This window comes from Amycolatopsis sp. NPDC028719 (genome assembly GCF_055565395.1).
The window spans coordinates 249,046-271,734 of the sequence record NZ_JBVHUL010000008.1 but is presented as its reverse complement, the minus strand read 5'-3'; the positions used below and the strand labels follow the sequence as shown (position 1 = coordinate 271,734).

The 22,689-nt window shown below is 72.0% G+C and carries 23 protein-coding genes; 8 read left to right on the top strand and 15 right to left on the bottom strand.

From position 1 onward, the window contains the following. Positions 1-29: 29 nt before the first annotated feature. Positions 30-866: an oxidoreductase gene (locus tag ACZ4TR_RS33905; protein WP_465291799.1), complete on the top strand. Its 837-nt coding sequence runs from the start codon at positions 30-32 to the stop codon at positions 864-866. A gap of 597 nt (positions 867-1,463) precedes the next feature. Here the strand turns inward: ACZ4TR_RS33905 and ACZ4TR_RS33900 are convergent. Continuing rightward, entirely contained in the window at positions 1,464-2,057 is a 594-nt protein-coding gene (locus ACZ4TR_RS33900; RefSeq protein WP_465291797.1) for a CGNR zinc finger domain-containing protein, read from the bottom strand. 75 nt (positions 2,058-2,132) lie between these two features. Here ACZ4TR_RS33900 and ACZ4TR_RS33895 point away from each other — a divergent pair, with 75 nt between their 5' ends. Continuing rightward, entirely contained in the window at positions 2,133-2,984 is an 852-nt protein-coding gene (locus ACZ4TR_RS33895; RefSeq protein ID WP_465291795.1) for an alpha/beta fold hydrolase, read from the top strand. Between the two features lie 156 nt (positions 2,985-3,140). Here the strand turns inward: ACZ4TR_RS33895 and ACZ4TR_RS33890 are convergent, their stop codons facing one another. The 5 genes from ACZ4TR_RS33890 to ACZ4TR_RS33870 form a co-directional block, all read right to left on the bottom strand. After that, positions 3,141-3,542, bottom strand: coding sequence for a hypothetical protein (locus ACZ4TR_RS33890; RefSeq protein ID WP_465291793.1), 402 nt, complete (start codon positions 3,540-3,542; stop codon positions 3,141-3,143). Continuing rightward, positions 3,542-4,360 (bottom strand): heavy metal-binding domain-containing protein, encoded by an 819-nt coding sequence (locus tag ACZ4TR_RS33885; protein ID WP_364520978.1) that lies wholly within the window; start codon positions 4,358-4,360, stop codon positions 3,542-3,544. Before ACZ4TR_RS33885 ends, ACZ4TR_RS33890 begins: the two co-directional genes overlap by 1 nt. A 9-nt stretch (positions 4,361-4,369) precedes the next feature. Next, entirely contained in the window at positions 4,370-5,167 is a 798-nt protein-coding gene (locus tag ACZ4TR_RS33880) for a heavy metal-binding domain-containing protein (protein ID WP_465291792.1), read from the bottom strand. Between the two features lie 124 nt (positions 5,168-5,291). Continuing rightward, the gene (locus ACZ4TR_RS33875; protein WP_465291790.1) at positions 5,292-5,996 is read right to left on the bottom strand and encodes a heavy metal-binding domain-containing protein; all 705 of its coding nucleotides are present in this window, start codon (positions 5,994-5,996) and stop codon (positions 5,292-5,294) included. After that, positions 5,996-7,024, bottom strand: coding sequence for a PfkB family carbohydrate kinase (locus ACZ4TR_RS33870; protein WP_364520981.1), 1,029 nt, complete (start codon positions 7,022-7,024; stop codon positions 5,996-5,998). The genes ACZ4TR_RS33875 and ACZ4TR_RS33870 overlap by 1 nt, the downstream gene beginning before the upstream one ends. A gap of 113 nt (positions 7,025-7,137) precedes the next feature. On the opposite strand from ACZ4TR_RS33870, the gene ACZ4TR_RS33865 reads away from it, so the two are divergent. After that, a complete protein-coding gene (locus ACZ4TR_RS33865; RefSeq protein WP_465291789.1) occupies positions 7,138-7,881 on the top strand; it encodes a DeoR/GlpR family DNA-binding transcription regulator in 744 nt (247 codons plus the stop codon). Then, on the top strand, positions 7,878-9,158 hold the full coding sequence (locus ACZ4TR_RS33860) for a 6-phospho-beta-glucosidase (RefSeq protein WP_465291788.1): 1,281 nt from the start codon (positions 7,878-7,880) through the stop codon (positions 9,156-9,158). The genes ACZ4TR_RS33865 and ACZ4TR_RS33860 overlap by 4 nt, the downstream gene beginning before the upstream one ends. Here ACZ4TR_RS33860 and ACZ4TR_RS33855 read toward each other — a convergent pair. Both ACZ4TR_RS33855 and ACZ4TR_RS33850 read right to left on the bottom strand, forming a co-directional pair. After that, positions 9,155-9,880: a nucleotidyltransferase family protein gene (locus ACZ4TR_RS33855; RefSeq protein ID WP_465291786.1), complete on the bottom strand. Its 726-nt coding sequence runs from the start codon at positions 9,878-9,880 to the stop codon at positions 9,155-9,157. The genes ACZ4TR_RS33860 and ACZ4TR_RS33855 overlap by 4 nt on opposite strands. 10 nt (positions 9,881-9,890) lie before the next feature. Further along, on the bottom strand, positions 9,891-10,601 hold the full coding sequence (locus tag ACZ4TR_RS33850) for an SDR family NAD(P)-dependent oxidoreductase (RefSeq protein WP_465291784.1): 711 nt from the start codon (positions 10,599-10,601) through the stop codon (positions 9,891-9,893). Positions 10,602-10,806: 205 nt separating this feature from the next. Here ACZ4TR_RS33850 and kstD point away from each other — a divergent pair, with 205 nt between their 5' ends. Further along, complete coding sequence (gene kstD / locus ACZ4TR_RS33845) at positions 10,807-12,540, top strand: 3-oxosteroid 1-dehydrogenase (protein WP_465291783.1); 1,734 nt, start codon at positions 10,807-10,809, stop codon at positions 12,538-12,540. Here kstD and ACZ4TR_RS33840 read toward each other — a convergent pair. From ACZ4TR_RS33840 to ACZ4TR_RS33820, 5 genes are all read right to left on the bottom strand, one after another. Then, positions 12,537-13,565, bottom strand: coding sequence for an LLM class flavin-dependent oxidoreductase (locus tag ACZ4TR_RS33840; protein WP_465291782.1), 1,029 nt, complete (start codon positions 13,563-13,565; stop codon positions 12,537-12,539). The genes kstD and ACZ4TR_RS33840 overlap by 4 nt on opposite strands. A 41-nt stretch (positions 13,566-13,606) precedes the next feature. Further along, a complete protein-coding gene (locus ACZ4TR_RS33835; RefSeq protein WP_465291781.1) occupies positions 13,607-14,497 on the bottom strand; it encodes an alpha/beta fold hydrolase in 891 nt (296 codons plus the stop codon). 120 nt (positions 14,498-14,617) lie between these two features. Then, positions 14,618-15,232: a TetR/AcrR family transcriptional regulator gene (locus ACZ4TR_RS33830; RefSeq protein ID WP_465291780.1), complete on the bottom strand. Its 615-nt coding sequence runs from the start codon at positions 15,230-15,232 to the stop codon at positions 14,618-14,620. 48 nt (positions 15,233-15,280) lie between these two features. Further along, positions 15,281-16,120, bottom strand: coding sequence for a hypothetical protein (locus ACZ4TR_RS33825; protein WP_465291778.1), 840 nt, complete (start codon positions 16,118-16,120; stop codon positions 15,281-15,283). A gap of 573 nt (positions 16,121-16,693) precedes the next feature. Then, a complete protein-coding gene (locus ACZ4TR_RS33820; RefSeq protein ID WP_465291776.1) occupies positions 16,694-18,391 on the bottom strand; it encodes a TIGR03086 family metal-binding protein in 1,698 nt (565 codons plus the stop codon). A gap of 91 nt (positions 18,392-18,482) precedes the next feature. Here ACZ4TR_RS33820 and ACZ4TR_RS33815 point away from each other — a divergent pair, with 91 nt between their 5' ends. Beyond that, positions 18,483-19,112, top strand: a complete 630-nt coding sequence (locus tag ACZ4TR_RS33815; RefSeq protein WP_465291774.1) for a TetR/AcrR family transcriptional regulator — start codon at positions 18,483-18,485, stop codon at positions 19,110-19,112. A gap of 176 nt (positions 19,113-19,288) precedes the next feature. Then, positions 19,289-20,116 carry a hypothetical protein gene (locus ACZ4TR_RS33810; protein WP_465291772.1) on the top strand — a complete coding sequence of 276 codons (828 nt, stop codon included), beginning with the start codon at positions 19,289-19,291 and terminating at the stop codon, positions 20,114-20,116. A gap of 62 nt (positions 20,117-20,178) precedes the next feature. On the opposite strand, the gene ACZ4TR_RS33805 is transcribed toward ACZ4TR_RS33810, so the two are convergent. Together ACZ4TR_RS33805 and ACZ4TR_RS33800 are read right to left on the bottom strand one after the other, a co-directional pair. Next, positions 20,179-20,928: a trypsin-like serine peptidase gene (locus ACZ4TR_RS33805; protein ID WP_465291770.1), complete on the bottom strand. Its 750-nt coding sequence runs from the start codon at positions 20,926-20,928 to the stop codon at positions 20,179-20,181. A 101-nt stretch (positions 20,929-21,029) separates the two neighbouring features. Continuing rightward, on the bottom strand, positions 21,030-21,686 hold the full coding sequence (locus ACZ4TR_RS33800) for a rhomboid family intramembrane serine protease (RefSeq protein WP_465291768.1): 657 nt from the start codon (positions 21,684-21,686) through the stop codon (positions 21,030-21,032). Between the two features lie 95 nt (positions 21,687-21,781). On the opposite strand from ACZ4TR_RS33800, the gene folP reads away from it, so the two are divergent. Continuing rightward, entirely contained in the window at positions 21,782-22,648 is an 867-nt protein-coding gene (folP, locus tag ACZ4TR_RS33795) for a dihydropteroate synthase (RefSeq protein WP_465291766.1), read from the top strand. Positions 22,649-22,689 lie beyond the last annotated feature (41 nt).

The window sequence follows — 22,689 nt, the reverse complement described above, 5'->3', positions numbered from 1 at the left end:
GCCGGTGCGGACGAGCGAGGAGAGGCATCATGAGCAGGACTTGGCTGATAACCGGCAGTTCCCGGGGGTTCGGGCGGGAGCTGGCGCGGGTCGCGCTCGAGGACGGCGACCGGGTGGTCGCCACCGCTCGCCGGCCGGAGCAGCTGAAGGATCTGGTGGCCGAGTACGGCGACAACGTCCGGGTGTTCGCGCTGGACGTGACCGACCCCGCGGCCGCGCGGGAGGCTGTGGCCTTCGCGGTGCGTGAGTTCGGCGGGCTCGACGTCGTGGCCAACAACGCCGGGTACGCGAACAGCGCGCCGATCGAGGACATGGCGGAGGACGACTTCCGGGCGCAGGTCGAAGCCAACTTCTTCGGCGTCGTCAACGTCACTCGCGCGGCTTTGCCGGTGTTCCGCGAGCAGGGTTCGGGGCACTTCCTGCAGTTCTCGTCGGTCGGCGGCCGGGTCGGCGGGTCGCCGGGGCTGGGTGCGTACCAGGCGGCGAAGTTCGCGGTGGAGGGGTTCTCCGAGGTGCTCAACGCGGAGGTGAAGCCGTTCGGCGTGAAGGTCACGATCGTCGAACCGGGCGCGTTCCGCACGGACTGGCAGGGCGCCTCGATGGAGCGCGCACGGGTCCGCCCGGAGTACGACGCCTCGGTGGGCGAAATGCACCGCCTCCGCGACGCGACGGACGGCAGGCAGGCAGGCGACCCGGCCCGGGGAGCCCGCATCCTCGCCGACGTGGTCCGGCTGGACGCACCGCCGCTGCGTCTCCTGCTCGGCGCGGACGCGGTCGAAGCGGTGCGGCGGTCGGATCGTGCCCGTGGGGCGGAAGTGGAGGAGTGGGCCGAGGTGAGCCGCTCGGCGGTGTTCACCGCGGAATGAGGCAGGTGCCAGGGCGTGGTGGGGGAGCGAGCGAAGGCGGTGGTGCGATGGGCGCAGACTGGCGGCCGAGCGTGGGGTGACAGTGGCAGCTGTGGTGGGCGGTTACCGGCGGCAGTAAGTGCACGGGCGGCCTGAGTCGAGCGTGATTCCGGTGCGGGTCATGGTTGTCTCGGCGACGTTGCGGGCGACGCCGAAGAGCCTCGGTCTTGGTGAATGGCAGCTGCGGTGGCGTCGCCGGCGGCGGTAGGTGCAGAGGCGGCCGAGTGTGGGCGGCGTTGGTGGCAGCTGCGGTGGGCGTTCCCGGCGGCGGTAGGCGCAGGGCTGCCGAGCGTGGGCGCAGCTGTGGTGGGCGGTTACCTGCGGCGGTAAGTGCGGGGTGGTCGCGCAGGGCGGCTGGGCCGGGGCCTTGCTGATGGCAGCCGTCGTGGCTTCCTGGCAACTGTGGGTGCCGGGGCAGCCGGGCGTGGGTAGCGCCGGCAGCAACTCCGGTGGCGGACCAGCGGCGCAGGCGCTGAAGACCCGAGCGGTGCGCAACGAGTCCCAGCTCACGCCGGCCCGCGAAGGCGGCGAAGTCCGGCAACGCCAGGCGGGCCGACCTCAAGCGCGTCGCTGAGGCGACTCCCGTTGCTCGACCACCAGCCGCTGGTGCCGGGCGGCGCGGACGCGGTCGCCGCAGGTTGTCGAGCACCAGCGGCGGCGGGCGTGCTCGCGGAAGAAGAACCGTACGCAGCCGTGGGCTTCGCACGGGCGGACCAGGGGGCCGAACTCGCCGGTGACCACGTCGATCGCGTCGCGGGCGAGCGCTGCCAGGGTCTCCTCCAGGCTGCCCGGGCTGGTGCTGTGCCACTCCCGGTGCGGCCCGGCCGGCCAGGTGAGCTGCGGCGCGGCGGCGTCGGCGCGGGCGGCCGCGTTCACCGTCTCCACCGCGGCCGCGGCCGGTGAGCGGTCCTCCGCCAGTGCGGCCAGCAGCTCGCGGACCGCCGCACGTAGATCTGTGACGCGGCGAAGGTCGTCCGCGTCCAAAATGGCGGCGGGCAGGTGCAGCCACTCGGCGGCCGCGTGGGGCTCGGCCAGGTCGTCGACCTCGCCGCCGGTGGCGAGCCGGCGGGTGTTGACCAGCGCCAGCGCGGGGGAGCGCTCTTCGCCGGGTGCCGCAGTGACCACGTTCGCCTCCCGAAGTTCGTCCTTCATCTTCCAGGCTCGTTGACAGCCTACGCCGTCTAATGGATAAATGAGAAAGTATCCATGAGACGCGAGGAGAAACCGATGGTCGCCGTGTATCACCGCTTTGCCACCGTTGCCGGGCGCCGGCTGTTCTACCGGGTGGCCGGGCCCGCCGACGCTCCCACGATCGTGCTGCTCCACGGGTTTCCGACGAGCTCGCACATGTACCGCCACCTCATCCCGGCGCTGGCCGACCGCTACCACGTCGTCGCGCCCGACTACCTCGGCGCGGGTGCGTCCGACGCGCCGCCGGTCGGCGAGTTCACCTACACCTTCGACGCCCTCGCCGAGCTCACCCTCGGCCTGCTCGACGAGATCGGCCTCGACCGCTTCGCGCTCTACATCCAGGACTTCGGCGCCCCGGTCGGCCTGCGCATCGCGGCCGGGAACCCGGAGCGGGTCACCGCGATCATCACGCAGAACGGCAACGCCTACGTCGACGGCCTGGGTGCCGGGCTGCCGCAGCGGCTCGCCGCCGGCACGCTGACGGACGAGGACCTGCGCGGCATGGTCAGCCTCGAAGCCACGCGGGCGCAGTACCTCGACGGCGTGCCCGACCCGGCGCTGGTCAGCCCGGACGTCTGGATCCACGACCAGGCCCTGCTCGACCGGCCCGGCGGCGCCGAAATCCAGATGGCGCTGCTCGCGGACTACCACCACAACATCGGCCTGTACCCGAAGTTCCACGAGTACTTCCGGACCAGCCAGGTCCCGCTGCTCGCCGTCTGGGGAGGCAACGACGAGATCTTCATCGCCGACGGCGCCCGCGCCTACGCCCGCGACCTGCCCGACGCCGAGATCCACCTGCTCGACTCGGGTCACTTCGCGCTCGAAACGCACTTGGACGCCATCGCCGGCTACGTCCGGGGGTTCCTGGGCCGGGTGGTGGGCTGAAAAGCGTTGCCCCGCACCAAGATCCGCTGAGATCCCGTAGGTGACGGCCGGACAGCCCGGCCGTCACCCCGGGAATGTCGTACCCGCGGACTAGACTCTACATCGGGGGCACTTCATCCGGCTCCTGGCGCACTTCCCTTGCACGCCAAGGACTTCTCAACCGCCCAGCAACCGCGAGAGCGCATCCCGGGCTTTCGCGTCCTTCGCCGCCAACGCCGTCAGCTCCTGCGCCAGCGCCGCGAGCCAGTCGTCGACCGCGGTCTCCTTGCGGCTGATCACCACGCCCCGGACCACCTGGTGGATCTCCGCCGCGACCCCGCCGTGCTTCCCGGTGCTCAGCACCAGCACCCGGTCCGGCGTCCGGACCCGCACCGCGACCGCCTGGCCGTCGCGGCCCGCGACGCGGTCGGCGAACGTGCGGCGCCGGTCGACCTCGACCATGCCCGGCGGCAACGCGCTGCCCAGCGTGTCGGACAGGATCCGGTGGTAGGACTCGACGTCCGCGCGGTCCGTGCGCAGAGCCGCCGCCACCAGGTGGAAGTCCAGCTCCCCGCTCATCAGTCGGTCAGGGGCAGCACGAGCTGCGGCTTGGCGATGTGGTGGTCGGCGCGCAGCGGCTTCACCGCCGTGCCGATCGCGAAGAACTCCGTCGTGTGCCCGCCCCAGCGGTGCGGCAGCGACAGCAGCTGCACCCCGACGATGCCCTCCGCCTCCAGCTGTTCGGCTTCCGTCTGCATCCGCGACATCGCGAGCTCGCGCGCGTCGTACAACGCCTCGGTGTACTGCGGGATCTCGACGTTCTGGCCGATGTTGCCCATCATCTGCCGGAACCGCTGGTGCGCGATGTGGTAGACGCACGTGCCCATCACCATGCCCAGCGGCGCGTAGCCGGCCTGCACCAGCGTCCAGAAGTCCTGCCCGGACAGGTCCGAGGTGAACGGCTTCCCGGTGTTGTTGCGCCATTCGCCGGGTTCGTCGGCCTTCACCGCGGTGCCGACGGCGATGAACTCGGCGAGGTCGCTGCCGAACTCCTTGAACTCGATCTCCAGGCGGACCGCGACGATCCCGTCGGCGCCGAGGACGTCCGCCTCCGCCTCCATTCGGGACATCGCGAGCTCGCGGGCGTGGTACATCGCCTGCGAAAGCCGGTCCAGCTCCTGGTTCTTGCTCCACCGTCCCATCTGGAACCCGACGTGGTAGATGCTCGAGCCGAGCACGAGCCCGAGCGGCCGGAACCCGGCTTCGCGCACGAGGAGGAACTCGTTGACGCTCAGGTCGGACGTGAAGAGGCTGGTCTTCTGGCCCGGCCGCATCTCGGCGAGCCGGCGCATCGCATCCTCGGGGATGTGCTGCGCGGCGGGATCCGCGGTGGTCACGAGGCCTCCTCAGGAACGGTTCAACGGCAGGATCTTGAGCGCGCTGGTCGGGGCGGCGCGGCCTTCGTGGAAGCGGGCGATCGCGGTGCCGGTGACGGTGGCGATGCCGGCCACCGCGACCTCCTGCACCGGCCAGGTCCGCAGCGTCATGCCCGAGACGATGCCGCCGTCGGCGCCGCAGTCGCGGATCGCGCGGGCGAACTCCGCCCGCGCCGCACCGCGGACCTCGGTGACGACCTTCGTCGGCGCGTCGACTTCGGTGTTGCCGGCCAGCGGGTTGACCTGGTACTGCATGTTGTAGTCGAAGTGCGCGCGCCCGGCGACGCCGACCGCCATCCGCACCGGCACCCAGCCCGCCTGCATCAGCTTGCCGACGTCCTGGCCCGGCAGCTCGGTGGTGAACAGGCGGCCCGGCCGCTGGTCGGTTTCGGCGCGCACGGCCGTGCCGAGGGCGGTGAACTCCTGCATCACGTCGTCGAGCGCGGTGAGGGTGACCTTGATGCCGAGGACGCCGTCGGCGCCGAGGGCGGTGGCTTCCTGCCCGAGCCGGTCGAGCGCGGTCGCGTAGCCCTGGCGCAGCATGCCCGAGAGCAGCTTGACCTGGTCGGCGGCCCACGCGCTCGGCCCGGTCCAGCCGACCTGCTGCACGACGCAGCCCATGACCTCGCCGACGGGGGTGAAGCCGGCCACTTCCGCTCCGACGGCGCCGGGCACGCTCAGCAGCGACGTCTTCAGCCCGGACGAGGCGTAGCGCTCGACGCGGACCCGCGCGACGGGCGGCAGGCCACGACCGTCCCACTCGGGCACTGGCTGACCTCCTTCGACCGGACTTTCGCTTCCATCGTGGCACGGATCCGCGCGGGCAGGAGGCGCGCGCGGGGTGATCAACGGGTATGTCCGGAAGGTCCGGTCGTCCCCGGGTTTCGGGAACTCACCGGCGGGCCAGCGGCAGCACCGGGAGCGACGTCGTCGGCGCCGGACCCGGACCGAACCGCGCCACCGCCGTGCCGAACACGCTCGCCACCGCCGTCGCTCCCGTGTGGCCCAAGGCCCACGCCCGCACCGTCGTCGACGACACCAGGCCGCCGTCCGCGCCCGATTCACGCACCGCCGCCAGGAACTCCGCCCGCGCCGCCGCCCGGACGCTGGTCACCAGCTCGGTCGGTACCGCCGCCTCCGCGCCCGGCCGGTCCGTCATGGCGATGTCGAACGCCGTCGCGCCGTCGATGCCGATCGCCAGCGTCACCGGGACCCAGCCCGCCAGCAGCAGCTTCGCCACGTCCGGACCGGACAGCCCCGTCGTGAACGGCCGCGGCGGGCGGACGCCGCGCACCGCGCGGACCGCCGTGCCCAGGACCACGAACTCGTGGACCGCCGCGCTCACCCGGGTCACCGTGCAGCCGATCGCCAGGACGCCGTCCGCGCCGAGCGAAACAGCTTCCTCGCGCAGCCGGTCCAGGGCCGTCGCGTAGCCGCGGCGCAGGCCCGATGTCACGTCCTCGGAGCGTGAGACGACGCAGCCCATCACCTCGCCGATCGGCCGCAGCCCCACCGCTTCGGCGCCGACCGCGCCCGGCACCGACAGCAGCGACGTCCGCAGTCCCGACGCCGTGTACCGGCCGGCGCGCGGGTGCACTAGCGCCAGCTGTCGTCGCCGAAGCCGAGCGTCACCGGGCCCCGGCGGGACGTCTCGGCGATCGTTTCGGCGGGCAGGACGTCGTCGAGGAACGCGTAGTCCGCGCGCCGGTTGCGCGCGTGCCATTCCGCGATTTCGTGCCAGCCCGGTGCGGCCAGCGCGCCGCCGAAGTGCTGGACCGACAGGCCGGCCGTGAGACCGGCGAACCGCAGCCGGTCCGCCAGCGGCCAGCCGGTCAGGGTCGCCGCGACGAACCCCGCGCCGAAGACGTCGCCCGCGCCGGTCGCGTCGAGCACGTTCACCGGCAGCGCCGGGATGTCCGCCGTCTCGCCGGTGGTGGCGTCGACGGCCAGCACCCCGGCGGCGCCGCGGGTGATCACCGCGACCGGGACCAGGTCGGCGAGCGCCGCCAAGGCCGCTTCCGGGGTGTCCGTGCGGGTGTAGCGCATCGCTTCGACGTCGTTGGGCAGGAACGCGTGGCAGCACGCCAGCTGCTCGAGCAGCGCGGCCGACCACGCCTCCGACGGGTCCCAGCCGACGTCGGCGAACACGAGACTGCCGGCCTGGTGCGCGGTGTGGACCCACTCGGCCGTGTCGAGCCCGATGTGCGCGACGGTCGCGCGGCTCGGCGGCGGCGAACCGGCCAGTTCGGCGACCGGGACGGGCGGCGGGTGGCCGTGCGTGACCATCGCCCGGTCGCCGGCGTAGGCGAGGGAAACGGTGACGGGGGAGTGCCACTCCGGGAACCGCCGCGACCGCGACAGGTCGATGTGCTCCTGCCGCGAAAGCACGTCCCAGCAGTAGCGCCCGTAGACGTCGGTGCCGAACGCCGCCGCCAGCGACGTCCGCAGGCCGAGGCGGCTCAGCGCCACCGCGAAGTTCGCGATGCCGCCCGGTCCCGAGCCCATGCCGCCCGTCCACACCTCCGTGCCCGGCTCCGGCGGTCCTTCGAGCCCGGTGAAGACCAGGTCGAAGAACAACAGGCCGGACAGGAAGACGTCGATGTCGGGTGCGGACTCGGCCGGCACGGGCACCTCCGGGACTCGAGGATGCGCACGAGCGTGCTTCAGGTGCGCGAAATACGCAAGAGACGCGCAAACTCGCTCGTCTGATGAGCGCGTTTGACTGCTATCGTCCCGGCATGCTGCCCCAGCGCCGCCACGAGCTGATCCTCCGGGCTCTCCGCGCGGAGGGTCCGGCGCCGGTCGGCGTGCTGGCCGAACGGCTCGGTGTCAGCCAGGCCACCGTGCGCCGCGACCTGGTGCGGCTCGACCGCGAGGGCCGGTTGACCCGCGTCCACGGCGGCGCGATGGCGGCCGACGACGAGCCGTTCGCGCGCGTGGCCACCGAACGGGCCGACGACAAGGACGCCGTCGCCCGGCGCGCGGCGGGCCTGGTCGCCGACGGCGACACCGTGCTCCTCGACATCGGCACGACCGCGCACCGGCTGGCACGGCACCTGCGCGACCGCGCGCTGACGGTGATCACCAGCAGCCTCGCCGTCTACGACGAGCTGAAGGACGCCGACGACGTCCAGCTCGTGCTGCTCGGCGGCGTGGTCCGGCGCAGCTATCACTCGATGGTGGGATTCCTGACCGAGGACGCGCTGCGCCAGGTCCACGCCGACACCGTCTTCCTCGGCACGAGCGGCATCCGCGGCGACGGCCACGTGATGGACTCGACGGTGGTCGAGGTGCCGGTCAAGCGCGCGATGGTCGCCGCGGGCGACCGCGTGGTGCTGCTCGCCGACGCGGGGAAGTTCCCCGGCACCGGCCTGGCCCGGGTCTGCGGCCCGGACGCGCTCGACGTCGTCGTCACGAGCCCCGGAGCCCACGAGCCGACCTGTTCGGCGTTGCGCGAGGCGGGCGTCGAGGTGCTGCGATGAGGTTGGCGATCTTGGGTGGCGGCGGGTTCCGGGTGCCGTTGGTGCACGGCGCGTTGCTGGCGGGCGGCGGCGTCACCGAGCTGGTTCTGCACGACGTCGATGCCGGGCGGCTCGCGGCGATCGAACGCGTTCTCGCCGAGCAGGCCGCCGGCGCGAAGACGGCGCCGCGGGTGCGGACCACCACCGATCTCGGCACCGCACTGTCCGATGTGGACTTCGTGTTCTCCGCCATCCGCGTCGGCGGGTTGCGCGGCCGCCGGATCGACGAGCAGGTCGCGCACGCGGAAGGCGTGCTGGGCCAGGAAACCGTCGGTGCCGGCGGGATCGCCTACGGGCTGCGGACCGTTCCCGTCGCCGTCGAACTGGCGCGGAAGATCGCGGAGTTGGCTCCGCACGCGTGGGTCGTCAACTTCACCAACCCCGCCGGGATGGTGACCGATGCGATGGCCGCCCACCTCGGCGGCCGCGTGCTCGGCATCTGCGACTCGCCGGTGGGGCTGTGCCGCCGCGTCGCGCGCGCTCTCGGGATCGACCCGGCGGCGGCGTGGTTCGACTACGCCGGCCTCAACCACCTCGGCTGGCTGCGCGCGGTCCGCGTCGGCGGTGAGGACGTCCTGCCGCGGCTGCTCGCCGACACCGGGGCGCTGGAGTCGTTCGAGGAGGGCAAGCTCTTCGGCGCGGACTGGCTGCGTGCCCTCGGCGCGCTGCCCAACGAGTACCTGCACTATTACTACTTCGCCCGCGAAGCGATGAGCCCGCAGTCGCGCGGGGCCCAGTTGCTGGAGCAGCAACGCGGGTTCTACGCGGAACCTTCGCTGGCGTCGTGGGAACGCACGCGATTGGAGCGCGAAGCGACATACATGGCCGAGACGCGCGAAGGCGAGCGTGACGATCTCGAAGGCGGCGGCTACGAGAAGGTCGCCTTGGCGTTGATGCGGGCCATCGCGTACGGCGAACGCGCGACGCTGATCCTCAATGTCCACAATGGATCCGCGCTCCCGGGGGTGCCGGCCGACGCGGTCGTCGAGGTGCCGTGTCTCGTCGACGCGAACGGCGCCCGGCCCCTCGCCGCCGCGCCACTCGCCGGGCACGCGCTGGGTCTGGTGACGGCGGTCAAGGCCGTCGAACGCGCGACGATCGAAGCCGCGACGACGGGTTCACGCGAGGCCGCGGTGCGGGCGTTCGCGCTGCACCCGCTGGTCGACTCGGTCTCCGTGGCGCGGCGGCTGCTCGACGCCTACGCCGTCGCGCACCCGGAACTCGCTTACCTGGCTTAGCAAAGTTCGCGCAGCAGCGGCGCCAAGCGGTGGGCGAGGTCGGCGTCGACCAGCTCGATCTCGCCGATGAGGAGTTCGGTGACGGCCCGGAACGGCGTGGTCAGGTCGTCGAGTCCGCGGACGAGCGTCGCCTCGAAGGGCCTGGTGACGTCGGCGGGCAGCTGGTCCAGGCCGCGGCCCTCGACGGCGGGAACGCCGTGGCGCAGGCAAGCCAGGCTCAGCGTGAACTCCCGGACCCGGCCGATCATGTACTCGGCCTGCCAGCCGCGGCCGCGTTCGATGCTCGACCGCGCGTGCAGGGCGTGGAGCCAGGCCAGGTCGATCAGCCGCCGTGCCTCCGGAGGTCGTGACTGCGGGCGGTCCCGGGGCGTGCCGAACAGCAGCCGGAACTTAGGCGTCGTCGCGCCGAAATCCGCCTCCGGCCAGAACGCCAGGTCGACCTGCAAGGTGCTCGCCAGCAGGAAGACGCGGAACACGGTCCGCTCGAAGACGACGTCCATGTGGTGCACCGCGCCGTGCTCGCCGTACATCCGCGCGGTGAAGTCCGCGAGCACCGGCTCGGGCTCGCCGGCGACCGCGAAAGCGAGGTCGATGTCCGACCACTCGTCTTCGGCGTCGAGCGCGGCCGAGCCGGTGAGCGCGGCGCCGGTGACGCGCTCGTCCGACCGGGCCGCCTCGACCAGTGCTTCGCGGAGCAGGTTCCGATCCCCCGAGGTGACCATGATCCCCAGGTTAGACCGCGGCCATCGCGGTGAACTCCGCTTCCGCTTCGCCGCGCTCGACGTACAGCGACCACGCCTTGTCGGCGATGTCGTCCGGATCGAGGGTGCCCACCGCGAAGCCGTGGTCCTGCTTGGTGAACTCACGGTGGATGTCGCCGCCCTCGATGAGGCCGCCGATCGTCAGCGTTCCCGCGTAGACGCCGGTTTCACTCAGAGCCGCGCTCAGCGTCAGGACGTACATGCGCAGCGCCGCCGACGCCGGCGCCAGGCTGCCCAGCATCGGCATCGGGTACTTGCCGCTCAGCCCGCCGGCGAAGAACAGCGAACCCGAACCGCGCTCCAGCATGCCGGGCAGCACCGCCTCGACGAGCCGGGCCGCCGGGGAGACGATCGCGTCGAACGCCGCGCGCACGGTGTCCGCGCCGGCCGACGTGAGCGGTGTGATGCCCAGGCCCGAGGCGTCCGCCGGGCCGAAGTACACCGTGTCGATCTCGCCGGCTTCGGCCGTGATGCGCGCTAGAACCGCTTCCAGCTGGGCCGGGTCGGTCACGTCCGCCGCGTACGTGTGCGTGGGGGTCCCGCCCAGGGACTCCCGGTAGGTCGCGTGCCGGGTTTCGGTGCGCGACACGAGCGCCGTCGTGAAGCCTTCGCGGCCGAAGCGGCGAGCGATCGACAGGCCGAGACCGGGGCCGACCCCCAGGACGGCGATGACTTTCGGCAAGAGGTCCTCCTCGAGAGAAAATGAGACTGACCTCAAGTTATCCATAAGGTGAGGAGTGCGTCAACTTCCTGGCCGCGTGCGGCGAATGTCGTCACGGGTTCGGACCAGTGGCCTATCGGGCTGCTCCAAGCGGGTAGAACATGTTCCAGTTTCCCGAGTGGGCCGACACCATGACCTTCGCCGTTCCGCGAGCGAGGAGTGCGCCATGGATGCCGACCTGACCCGCCGCCAGATCCTGCGCGGCACCGCGGCGGGCGTGGGCCTCGCCGTGACGTCCGGGCTCGCCGCGGCGCCGGCCGCGGGTGCCGCGCCCCTCGTGGGGGAGTACGACGTCGTCGTGGTCGGGTCCGGCGCGGCCGGGATGACCGCCGCGCTGACGGCGGCGAAGCGCGGGCTCAGCGTCGTCGTGCTCGAGAAGGCGCCGACGTTCGGCGGCTCGGCGGCCCGGTCCGGCGCCGGGATCTGGATCCCGAACAACCCGGTGCTGCTGGCCGCCGGCGTGCCGGACACGCCGGCGAAGGCCGCGCAGTACCTCGCCGCCGTCGTCGGGCCGGACGTCCCGGCCGCGCGCCAGCAGGCGTTTCTCCGCAGTGGCCCCGAAATGATCGCGTTCGTCCTGGCGAACAGCCCGCTGCGGTTCCGGTTCATGGAGGGCTACAGCGACTACTACCCGGAGCTGCCGGGCGGGTTGCCGAACGGCCGCTCGATCGAGCCCGACCAGTTCGACGGCACTCTGCTCGGCGCCGAACTGGCGAACCTGAACCCGCCGTACCTCGCGACGCCGCCGGGGCTGGTCGTGTTCAGCGCCGACTACAAGTGGCTGAACCTGGCCGCGGTCAACGCGAAGGGCGCGGCGGTCGCCGCCACCTGCCTCGCCCGTGGCACGGCCGCCGCGCTGGCCGGGCAGAAGCCGCTCACGATGGGGCAGTCGCTCGCCGCCGGCCTGCGGGTGGGATTGCAGCGGGCGAACGTGCCGGTGCTGCTGAACACGCCACTGCTCGACCTGAACGTCGAAAACGGTGCGGTGACGGGGGTTCTCGTGCCGAACGGGCTCGTGCGCGCCCGGCGTGGCGTGATCGTCGGTTCCGGCGGGTTCGAGCACAACGCCGCGATGCGCGCGCAGTACCAGCGGCAGCCGATCGGCACCGCCTGGACCGTCGGGGCCAAGGAGAACACCGGTGACGGCCACCGCGCCGGGCAGCGCGCCGGCGCGGCGCTCGACCTGATGGACGACGCGTGGTGGGGCCCGGCCATCCCGATCCCCGGCGACCCGTACTTCTGCCTGGCCGAGCGGACGCTGCCCGGCGGGCTGATCGTCAACCAGGCCGGAAAGCGGTTCGTCAACGAAGCCGCGCCCTACAGCGACGTCGTGCACACGATGTACGACAAGAACCCCACCGCGCCCGACATTCCGGCGTGGCTCGTCGTCGACCAGAACTACCGGAACAAGTACCTGTTCCGCGACACCCTGCCGCTGCTGCCGCTGCCGGACTCCTGGTACGCCGCGGGCGCGGTCTTCAAGGCGTCGAGCATCCCGGCGCTCGGCTCGGCGATCGGCGTGCCGCCGGCCGCGTTGAAATCCACAGTGGACCGCTTCAACGGCTTCGCCTGGTCCGGAGTGGACGGTGACTTCCGGCGCGGCGCCAGCGCGTACGACCACTACTACACCGACCCGCTGGTGCTGCCCAACTCCTGCCTCGCGCCGCTGTGGGCGCCCCCGTTCTACGCGTTCAAGATCGTGCCCGGCGACCTCGGCACGAAGGGCGGCATGCGCACGGACGCCCGGGCGCGCGTGCTCCGTGCGGACGGCTCGGTGATCCCCGGCCTGTACGCCGCCGGCAACGCGAGCGCGGCGGTGATGGGGCACAGCTACGCGGGCGCGGGCTCGACCATCGGCCCGGCGATGACGTTCGGGTTCATCGCCGGGAACGACGTCTAGAACTCCTTCTCCACCAACGGGAGCACTTCGGTGCCGAGCAGTTCGATGGCGCGCATGACGTCCTTGTGCGGCACGCCGGACCAGTCCATCTGCAGCGCGTAGCGGTCGGCACCGGTGAGCTTCCCGACGGTGATCAGCCGTTCGGCGATCTCCTGCGGGCTGCCGACGAACAGCGCTTGCGCGTCGTGGGTGTACTGGTCGTACTCGGCGCGGGTCGGGACCGCCCAGCCGCGTGCCTTCGCGCCGTACTTCATCGTTTCGAGCCAGTACGGGTAGAACTTCTCCTTGGCGTCCTGCGAGTTCTCGGCGAGGAACCCGATGGCGCTCATGGTGACGTGGAGGTCTTCGTTCTCGTGTTCGCCCGCCTCGCCGGCTCGGCGGTAGAGGTCGACGAGCGGGGCGAAGCGCTCGGGGCGGCCGCCGATCACGGCGTAGACCACGGGCAGGCCCAGCAGCCCGGCGCGGATCGACGACTCGGGGTTGCCGCCGGTGCCGATGGAGATGCGCAGGCGGTCGCCGTACGGGCGCGGCAGGATCCGCGCGTTCTCGAGGGGCGGGCGGAACTTGCCGGACCAGGTGAGCGGGTCTTCGCGATCGATGCGGAGGAGCAGGGCGAGCTTCTCCTCGAAGAGCTCGTCGTAGTCGCCGAGGTCGTGGCCGAAGAGCGGGAACGACTCGGTGAACGACCCGCGCCCGGCGAGCAGCTCGGCGCGGCCGTGGCTGAGCTGGTCGAGGGTGGTGAACTGCTGGTACACGCGGACCGGGTCTTCGGTGCTCAGGACGGTCACCGCGGAGCTCAGCGTGATCTGGCTGGTGACGCTCGCCGCCGCGGCCAGCACCGTGCCCGGGCTCGAGATCGCGTACTGGTCGAGGTGGTGTTCGCCGAGGCCGTAGAAGCCGAGGCCCAGCTCGTCGGCGAGCTTGATGCGTTCCAGGGTGTTGGCCAGCGTCTGCGCGACGGACGGCTGGTCGCCGGTGCGCGGGTCCGGGGCGCGGTCGCCGAAGCTGTAGATGCCGAGTTTCATAGAGCGTTCAACTACCTGGGGGCCGGATTCGTTCCCGCCGGTCAGGTGCCGAGTGCCGTGGCCCACCGGATGATCTCCCGGGCCGTCCGCACCGGAGCCTCCCGGGGCAGGAAGTGCCCGGCGTCGTCGAAGATGATCCGCTGGTAGTCCGCGGCGAAGAGGTGACCCTTCCCGGCGCTGGTCGAAGGCAGGTTGTCGGCGTCCTTCGCGCCGTGCAGCACCAAGGTCGGCACCTGGACGCGGGGCGGTTTCGCGAGTTCGCGCTCGAGCTCGGCGTAGGCCGGGTCGCCGTCGTCCTCACCCCAGCGGTGCAGGTAGGCGGAGACGGTGATCGGCGGCCAGTCGTCGTTCTGCCAGCTCGCCGCGGCCTGGTCGAAGTCCGTTTCGGCGAACTTCCAGCCCGGCGACCAGCTCGTCCACAGGTAGCGGCCGAACGCGCGCCGGTCGTGGCGCATCGCGTCCTGCCCGCGTTTCGTGGCGACGAACCACTCGTACCAGTACGCGTGGGCGAGCGGGTAGTCCAGCGGCGTGTCCGGGCCGCTCGCGCCGTGGCCGGCCGACATCGCGACGAGGCGCGCCACCCGTTCGGGGAACACCGCGCCGACCACGTACCCGGCCCGCGCGCCCCAGTCGTGCCCGGCGATGACGACGTCCCGCAGGTCGAGGGCGTCGAGGAAGTCCCGCAGGTCCTGGCCGAGCGCCCCGGCCTGACCGCTGCGCGGCTTGCCCGGCGCGCGGAACGTCGTCGGGCCGAAGCCGCGCAGGTACGGGCGGAACACCCGGAAACCCGCTTCGGTCAGCTCCGGGACCACCTCGTCCCAGCAGTGCACGTCGTCCGGCCAGCCGTGGACCGCGACCAGCGGCCGCCCGCCCGGCGGGCCGTCCACTTCGTAGCCGATCTCCAGATCCGGTGTCCGCACGAACTCCGTCATGGACTCCTCCGAGGTTCGGGTACGCCTTCGCCCGTCGGTTACCCGGCCCCGGCGGCCGGACACGCGCGAGTCAGCCGAAGCGGGCCTGGGTGGCCTCGAGGTTCCCGCAGGGCGGCGGCGTCATCGGCCCTCCGCGGTCAGCGCCGGCCCGGGTGCGCCGAGCTCGTGGGCCAGCGCCTGGTCGACCCACCGGTCGCAGTCGCCGGCGGTGACGGTGCCCTCGCGTGCGACGAACTGCACGGCCAGCCCGTCGAGCAGGGCGGTCAGCCGCCACGCCGCACCGCGGGCGTCCGGGCACCGGAACTCGCCGGCGGCGACGCCCTCGGTGATGAGCGAAACGACGGCGTCGCGCCACCGCAGGTCGAGCCGCTGGACGACCTCCCGCAGCTCGGCGTCGCGCATCGCGGCGGCGACGGCTTCGATCCACAGGTGCCAGCCGGCGGTGGGCTCGGTCGGCCCGTAAAGGGCGAGGACGGCGCGAAGCCGTTCGCCGGCCGGACCGGGCCGGGCGAGCTCGTCGCGCAGGACGGCGAGGTTGCGCTCGGCGGCCTGGCGGAAGGCCTCGATGAGGAGGGCTTCGAGTGTGCCGAAGTGGTAGAAGACCAAGGCGGTGCTGACGCCGAGGGCCTTCGCGACATCGGCGGCCCGCACGCCGGCGATGCCGCGGGCCCGGACCTGGTCGAGCGCGGCGAGCACGATCTCCTCCCGCCGGACCGCCACCGCCTTGCGCGCCATGCGGTCACCGTACCCAGGGGTGGCGCCGGGGCAGGATCCGAACGTCGGTCAGCCGCGCAGCTCGGTGACGAGCGCCCGCAGCCAGGGTCCGGCGATCGCGGGCTCGGCGGAGATCGTCCGGACGAGCGTGTCGCGCACCGCCGCGGACCGGCCGGCGTCGACGAGCGCGAAGGCTTCGGCCAGCGCGCGGCGGGTCGCCTTCCCGTGGTCGGGGGTCCGGACGGTCTCGTCGGTCCAGCGCTGCCGCGGGAACGACGGGGTCAGCTTCGGCTGGTCGTTGCCGAAGTAGAACCAGACGTCCCGCGCGAGCGACACGTTGCGCACGGCCGCGGCGGGCAGTTCCCGCGTCCACGCGACGTCCTCCTGCCAGCGCCAGGCGTCCGGGCGGATCGGCTGGCGCAGGGTGACACCGAGGAACCGCAGCTTGCGCCGGATGACGTGCCACGCTTCGCGGTCTTCGTCGATCCAGTCGCGCAGCTGGACGTACAGCTCGGTGAAGGTGTCGCCTTCGTAGACGAGGTCGGCGAAGACGGTCGGCCGGGTCCCGCGGGCCAGCATGTACGGCGTGATCCCGGCGGCGGCGAGGTTTTCGCGCAGCAGCCGCACGTCCCGGCGGCCGAAACCGTGCCGTGGCTTCAGGGAGAGGGGCAGCTGGTGCACGCGCTCCCGCCACGACGTCTGTTCGAGGGCACCACCGAGGAGGTCGTGCATGCTGTCCAGCGACCGGCCGACGAAGTGGAGTTCGCCGTCGCCGCAGCGGGCGAGAACCTTGGCGGTGCAGGTGGTGAGGTCGCCGAGGAACCAGAGGTGCGGCTTTTCGGTGTCGTCGAGGAGCGTCCCGACCTGGTCGGGACGCACCAGGTCCCACCGGAACGGTCGGTTCGTCATACGGCCAGGGTAGGTTCGCGATTCGTTGGGGGGCAACGGGTTTTCGTGGTCTTCGGGCGTGGTTGGCAAGTCGGGGTGGTCGGTGGAGGAGCGGTGAGCCGATGGGGGGGGGGGAGAAATGGCTGTGGTGGCGTGGTTTGGTCGCCGCCGCGGGATCCGACGGCCGACGGCCGGGAATGGCGGGCATGGCGGGCCGAAGGGTGGCGAGGCGACGGGCCGAGGAAGTGGGGAGTGAGGCGGCGGGCGGACTGGCCGACGCGGTGGCGGGCAGTGAAGTGGGGCTGCGATGCGACAGGGCCACGGTGGTGGCGCTGTTGACGGCTGCGGTCCACAGGAGCAGTCGAAGGTTGCTGCCGGCCGGTGTAGCGGCAGCCGATGGGTGTGGCCCCAGCCGGAGTGACCGCCGAAGCCGGAGGGACGCTGCTGCCGGGCATCGCGGCGGCCGATAGGCGCTGCCGCAGCGGAGCGACGAGTGCGGCGACGGCCGATGGGAGCGAGGCGGGGGACTGGGCATAGACCGCTGGGCCGGAGGACCGCTCTCGCGGTTCCCCGGCCCAGCAACGGAAACAGCCCTCAAGCCGTCCACTTCGGATCGCGGCCCAGGTAACGCAGCAGTGCTGACACCGCGTCGTCGTCGGCCGGGCCTTCCAGTGCCGGTGCGTACGCGAACCCGCGCAGGGGCTCCGCCAGTTGCTTCGCCACCGGCAGCAGCGCCTCCGCCATCTCCTGTGTCAGGGGGGATTCCTGGCCCGTCGCGATCGCGATGTCCCACGCGTGGACCGCCGCGTCCAGGGCGGCCGCTCCCACCGCCACCTCGGCCGGGAGGGCTCCCTGCGGCAGGGGCGTCGGGACCGCCTCCGCGCCCGGGGAGACCTTGGCGAACGCCGCTGCCGCCGCGGCCAGCTTGGGCTCCAGGAACCCCGGCACGTCCTCGAGCTCGCCCGACGGCGCGAACGGGTTGAAGTCCGGGCCCGGCTCTCCCGTGATGAACGCCGCGTAGCCCTGCTGGTCGCCGCCCGCGTGCTGGAGGACCTGGGTCACGTTCCATTCCGAGCACGGCGTCGGCGCCGACCAGTCCGTCACGCCCGCCACCGCCGAGCGCAGCGCCTGGTGGGCCGAAGCCAGCAGCGGCCACGGCGACGCAAGCCCGGCGAAGAACGCGCGGATGTCCGCCACCAGGACCTCCGGGGCCTCGTGCGCGGAGTAGTGGCCGGCCGCGTCGCGGGGGCCGCCGCTGCCCGACCGGGCGTCGTAGGTGTTCCAGCTGACGATGTTCGCGTGGTCCCGCTCGGCGAAGCGGCGGATCGACTGGAAGTCGCCCGCGAACATCGCCAGGCCCGTCGGGACCGTGGTCGGTGCCGACGGGCGAGAAGGCGCGTGCGCGTCCTCGAAGTAGAAGCGGATCGACGAGCCGCCCGTGCCCGTCAGCCAGTACAGCGCCACGTTCGCGAGGACGAAGTCCGCGTCGAGGTGGTCGCCGAACAGCTGCGCGTTCCACGCCAGCAGCGCCAGCGGGGAGTCGGCCAGCGCGAACGCGAGGGTGTGCGGCTGCTGGCTGTGCAGCGTGTTGAAGGAGAACATGTTCTCGTAGAACCACTGCAGGTGCGCGAGCGCCGCCTGGTCGGCCTCGCTCAGGTCCGCCATCTCCGCCGGGTCACCGGACGGGAACGAGAACAGCTGCGTGACGTGCACGCCGACGACCTTCTCCGGCGCGAGCCGCCCGATCTCCGGCGAGATCATCGACCCCGCGTCGTTGCCCGCCGCGCCGTACGACTCGTAGCCCAGCCGGCTCATCAGCTCCGCCCACGCCGCCGCCGTGCGGTGCGTGCCCCAGCCCGCCGACCGCGTCGGGCCCGAGAACCCGAAGCCCGGCAGCGACGGGAGCACCAGGTGGAACGCCGGCGCGTCGGCCGATTCCGGCTCGGTCAGCGGGCCGATGACGTCGAGGTACTCGGCGATCGAGCCCGGCCAGCCGTGCGTCAGCACCAGCGGCGTCGCGTCCGCGCGGGACGACCGGACGTGCAGGAAGTGGATCGTTTCCCCGTCGATCTCCGTGACGAACTGCGGGTACGCGTTGAGCCGCGCCTCGAACGCCCGCCAGTCGAACTTCTCCAGCCAGTGCTCGGCCAGCGCGCGGACCCGCTCGTTCGTGACGCCGTACTCGGCGGGCAGGTCGTCCGGCCAGAGCGCCCGCTGGAGACGGTCACGCAGGTCGTCCAGGGCGGGCTGGGGGATCTCGGCGCGGAACGGGCGAAGGGCGGGGACCGTCATGACTGCTCCTGGTACTCGAAGACTGGAACGGAATGCTTCGTTCCGAACTGTAGCAGAGCGGAACGATCCGTTCCAGTGCTAATCTGGGCCCATGCCCGAGACCGCCTTACCGGGTCGCCGCGCCCAGGCCGCCCGCAACGACTTCGTCATCCTCGACGCCGCCCGCCAGGTCTTCCTCGTGGACCCGAAGGCGCCGATCTCGCACGTCGCCGAGCGGGCGGGCGTCGGGATCAGCGCCCTCTACCGGCGCTACCCGAGCAAGGAGTTCCTGCTCTGCCGGCTCTGCCACGACGGCCTCCGCACCTACATCGCCGAAGCCGAGGCCGCCGACGAGGAGCCGGACGGCTGGACGGCGCTCACCGGTTTCCTCCGCCGGGTGGTCGATGCCGACGTGCACTCGCTGACCGTCCACCTCGCGGGCACGTTCACCCCCACCGAGGAGATGGGTGCCGACGCGCGCCGGGCGAACGAGCTGTCGGCGGGGCTCTTCGCGCGGGCGCGCGGAACCGGACGGCTCCGGGAAGATGCCGTCACCGAAGACATCGGCATGATCCTCGAGTGCTGCGCGGCGATCCGCGTGGACGACCCGGAGCGCACCGCCGAGCTGCGCCGCCGTTACCTGGCGATGCTCGTCGAGGGGCTGGAGGCGGGAAAAGACCGTGAGCTCCCCGGCCCGCCGCCGCGCCCGGGTGAGATGAACGGCCGCTGGCGTCCGTCCTGACGGCCGCGCCGCGGCACGTCCGGATGGCGGTAACGAATGCCGGTTTTGCGACGACTGATCAGCGTCGGCAGTCCTCCAAGAGCACGCAGCATCTGTCAGAGCGGCATTCCCCGGACCGAAACGGCGAGATCACCACTATGCAACGAAGCTGGCGAAGAACCACGATCCTGTCCTCGGTGGCCGCACTGGCCACGGCATTCCTCGCGATGGCACCCGCCGCGCAGGCGGACGTGCCCTCCAGTTCTGTCGAAGTCAGTACCACCACGGTGCTTCCCGGGCAGACATTCACCATCTCGGAAACCGTGCACAACGACCGCGATTTCACGATTTCGTTCGCCAAGGCGGCCCTTTACGGCACGCCGACGGCGATCACTGACATCGTCGACGTCGTTTCCTGCACCAACACGACGGCGGTCGGCTGCTTCCAGGCCGGGAGCAGTTACCGCGCCGCGTTCGGCGACCTCGAGGCCGGCGGCACGAAGACCACGCTGTGGACCTTGCGCGTCAAGGACACCGCGGCGCCGGGCCAGTTCACGCTGCAGCACCAGTTCGTGGGCGACAACTACTCGTTCGACACGTACGACGGCCCGGTGATCACGATCGGCAACCCGGCGACCAACGCCGACGTCAAGGTCGCGCTCGCCGCGTCCGGCCGCGGCGGGCTCAACGCGCGCATCGACTACACGCTGACCGTGACGAACTCCGGCCCGTCCACCGCGACCGGGATCCGCGTCGTGGCAACGTATCCGTCGGGCCTGTCGTTCGGCAGCGCCACCGGCTGCACCCGCGTGGGCAGCACCCGGACGCTGAACTGTGACGTCGCTTCGCTGGCGTCCGGCGCTTCGGCGACGGCGAAGTTCTCGGTCAACGGCGGCCTGCTGGCGCTCGGCTCGTACACCGCGACCGCGGTGCGCACGGCCAGTTCGCCGGCGGATCCCACCAGTGCCAACGACAGCGCGTCGAAGACGTGCTCGGCGCTCACCGGGCTCATCGTGACCTGCTAAGGGCTCGCGAGAGGTGAACCGGGCTCGTGTCCTCCGCCAGGGACACGGGCCCGGTTCGCGTTTCAGCCGGTGACCGAGGCGTACAGCTTCGCGATGTCGTCGTCGAAGTACGGGCTGTAGGACACGTCCGGGGTGTCGCCGCCGAGCTGGTAGCCGCCGATGACCCCGATGACCGCGCCGCCGGTCACCCACGGGCCGCCGCTGGTGCCGTCCGGGAAACCGGGGCATGCGACGCGCTGCTGGTAGGTGTCGGACCGCGTTGTCGTGCCGGTGCACACCACGGGGGAATCGGTGGTGTCGGGGTAGCCCGTCAGGGTGATCGTGTGGTCGAATCCGCGGTCGGTGCCGAGGACATTCGCCCCGGTGAGGCTTTCCAGCGAGGCCGTGTTCCCGGGCTGCTGAACGGTCAAGAACGCGAAATCCAGATCCGGGTCGGCCGAAGACGTCCACCCGTCCGCGACGGCGACGTCGGTGACCGTCCACATTCCCAGCGGGGCGACGCCGTCGTGAAAGCCCGGCGCGAAGGACATTCCCGCCTGGACGCAGTGCGCGGCCGTCAGCACCAGATCGCCGGCGCCGGAATGCACGACGCTCGCCGTGCAGAAATGGTGGCCGTTCGCGAACAACGCGCCGACCGGGGAAACGGTCGCCGCAGCCGCGGCGGCCGGAGCCGGAGGAGCGACCGAAGTGGACGGAGAACCGGCGGCATAGGCGTCGTCGGCGGTCGTGTCCGTGCCGGCGACGAGACCGGCGCCGAGCACCAGCACGGTCGCCGTGGCCGCGAGCGCGGACCTCAGGAACTTGGTCGCCACCGTCCCAGATCACCACATCGGAGCCGATTCGGCAGCGCAGCGATGCGGATGCACAGTGACTTCACAGCGGCTGCGACGCGGTCGCGGCCGCCGGGTTCGGGCTAGGTGAGGTTCTTGGGCAGCAGGGTGGTCGCCGGGTCGGCGGCCTTGACCGCCTTGGGCCGGCGGTCGCGGAACAGCCAGCCGCCGATGATGCCGCCGGCGAAGCCGAACATGTGACCCTGCCAGCTGACCCCCTCTTCGGTCGGCAGCAGGGACGCGAACTGGTAGGCGAAGCACAGCGCCATCACCAGCCCGATCACGATGTCGATCAGGTGCCGGTCGAACAGCCCGCGCACGATGATGTAGCCGAAGTAGCCGAAGACCAGGCCGCTGGCCCCGACCGTGACCGACTGCGACTGGGAGATGAACCAGACGCCGAGACCGCTCGCGACGATGATCAGCACGCTCACGCCGAGCCACTTCTTCACCCCGCGGTAGGCGGCGAGGAAGCCGAACACGAACAGCGGTCCGGAGTTGGCTTCGATGTGGTCCCAGCCGTAGTGCAGGAACGGCGCGCTGAAGATCTCCGGCAGCGACGCCGGGTCGCGCGCCTCGATGCCGAACTCCGTACTGAGGTTGTAGCCCGTCGGGGCGTTGACGAGCTGGATCACCCACAGCACGGCCAGCAGCCCGACCATCACCCAAAGGGCCTTCTTGGCCTCGGCGATCATCGCTTCGGCGTCGCCGCGGGCCGGGCCCTCGCTGGTCGTGCTCATGTTCTCCCCCTGCTCGGTCTGCGCCGAGGATAACCGGACGAGGGGCGCGGACGCGGCGTTCCGGGCCGAGCCGTGACCTGGCAGGGTTCATCCCCATGACGTCACCCCGCCCGGAGACGGTCTTCCGCGGCCGTCGCACGCCTGCGGGCCGCGCGCTCGTCATGGCCATCGTCAACCGCACACCCGACTCCTTCTACGACCGGGGCGCGACCTTCGCCGCAAACGCCGCCCGCGACGCCGTCGACCGCGCGGTCGCGGCGGGCGCCGACATCGTGGACATCGGCGGCGTCAAGGCGGGCGAGGGCCCGGAAGTGGACGTCGGCGAGGAGATCGACCGGGTCGTGCCGTTCGTCGCCGAGGTGCGGGAGCGTCACCCCGGGCTGGTGATCAGCGTCGACACCTGGCGGCACGAGGTCGGGCGCCGGGCCTGCGAGGCGGGCGCCGACCTGCTCAACGACACCTGGGGCGGCGCCGACCCGAAACTGGTCGAAGTCGCCGCCGAGTTCGGCGTGGGCTACGTCTGTTCCCACGTCGGCGGCATGCCGGTGCGCACCGACCCCTACCCCGAGCCGAGCCCGGACCGGCCGTTCTGGCCCCGCTACGACGACGTCGTCACGGAAGTCGTCGCCGAGCTGACCGCGGCGGCCGAGCGGGCGGTCGCCGCCGGGGTGCCGCGCGGCGGCGTGCTCGTCGACCCGACGTTCGACTTCGGCAAGAGCACCCGCCACGGCCTCGCGCTGCTCCGGCACCTCGACCGGCTGGTGGCGACGGGCCGGCCGGTGCTGGTCGCGCTGTCGAACAAGGACCTGATCGGCGAGACCCTGGGCGTCGGAGCCCACGACCGCCTCGCGGGCACCCTGGCGGCGACGGCGATCGCCGCGCACGCCGGTGCCGCGGTCTTCCGGGCGCACAACGTGCGGGAGACGCGGGAAGTCGTGGAGGCCGTCGCCGCGGCGTCCTGAATCGTTCAAGTCGCCGGAGCCATGGCGTACAAAGGACGAAG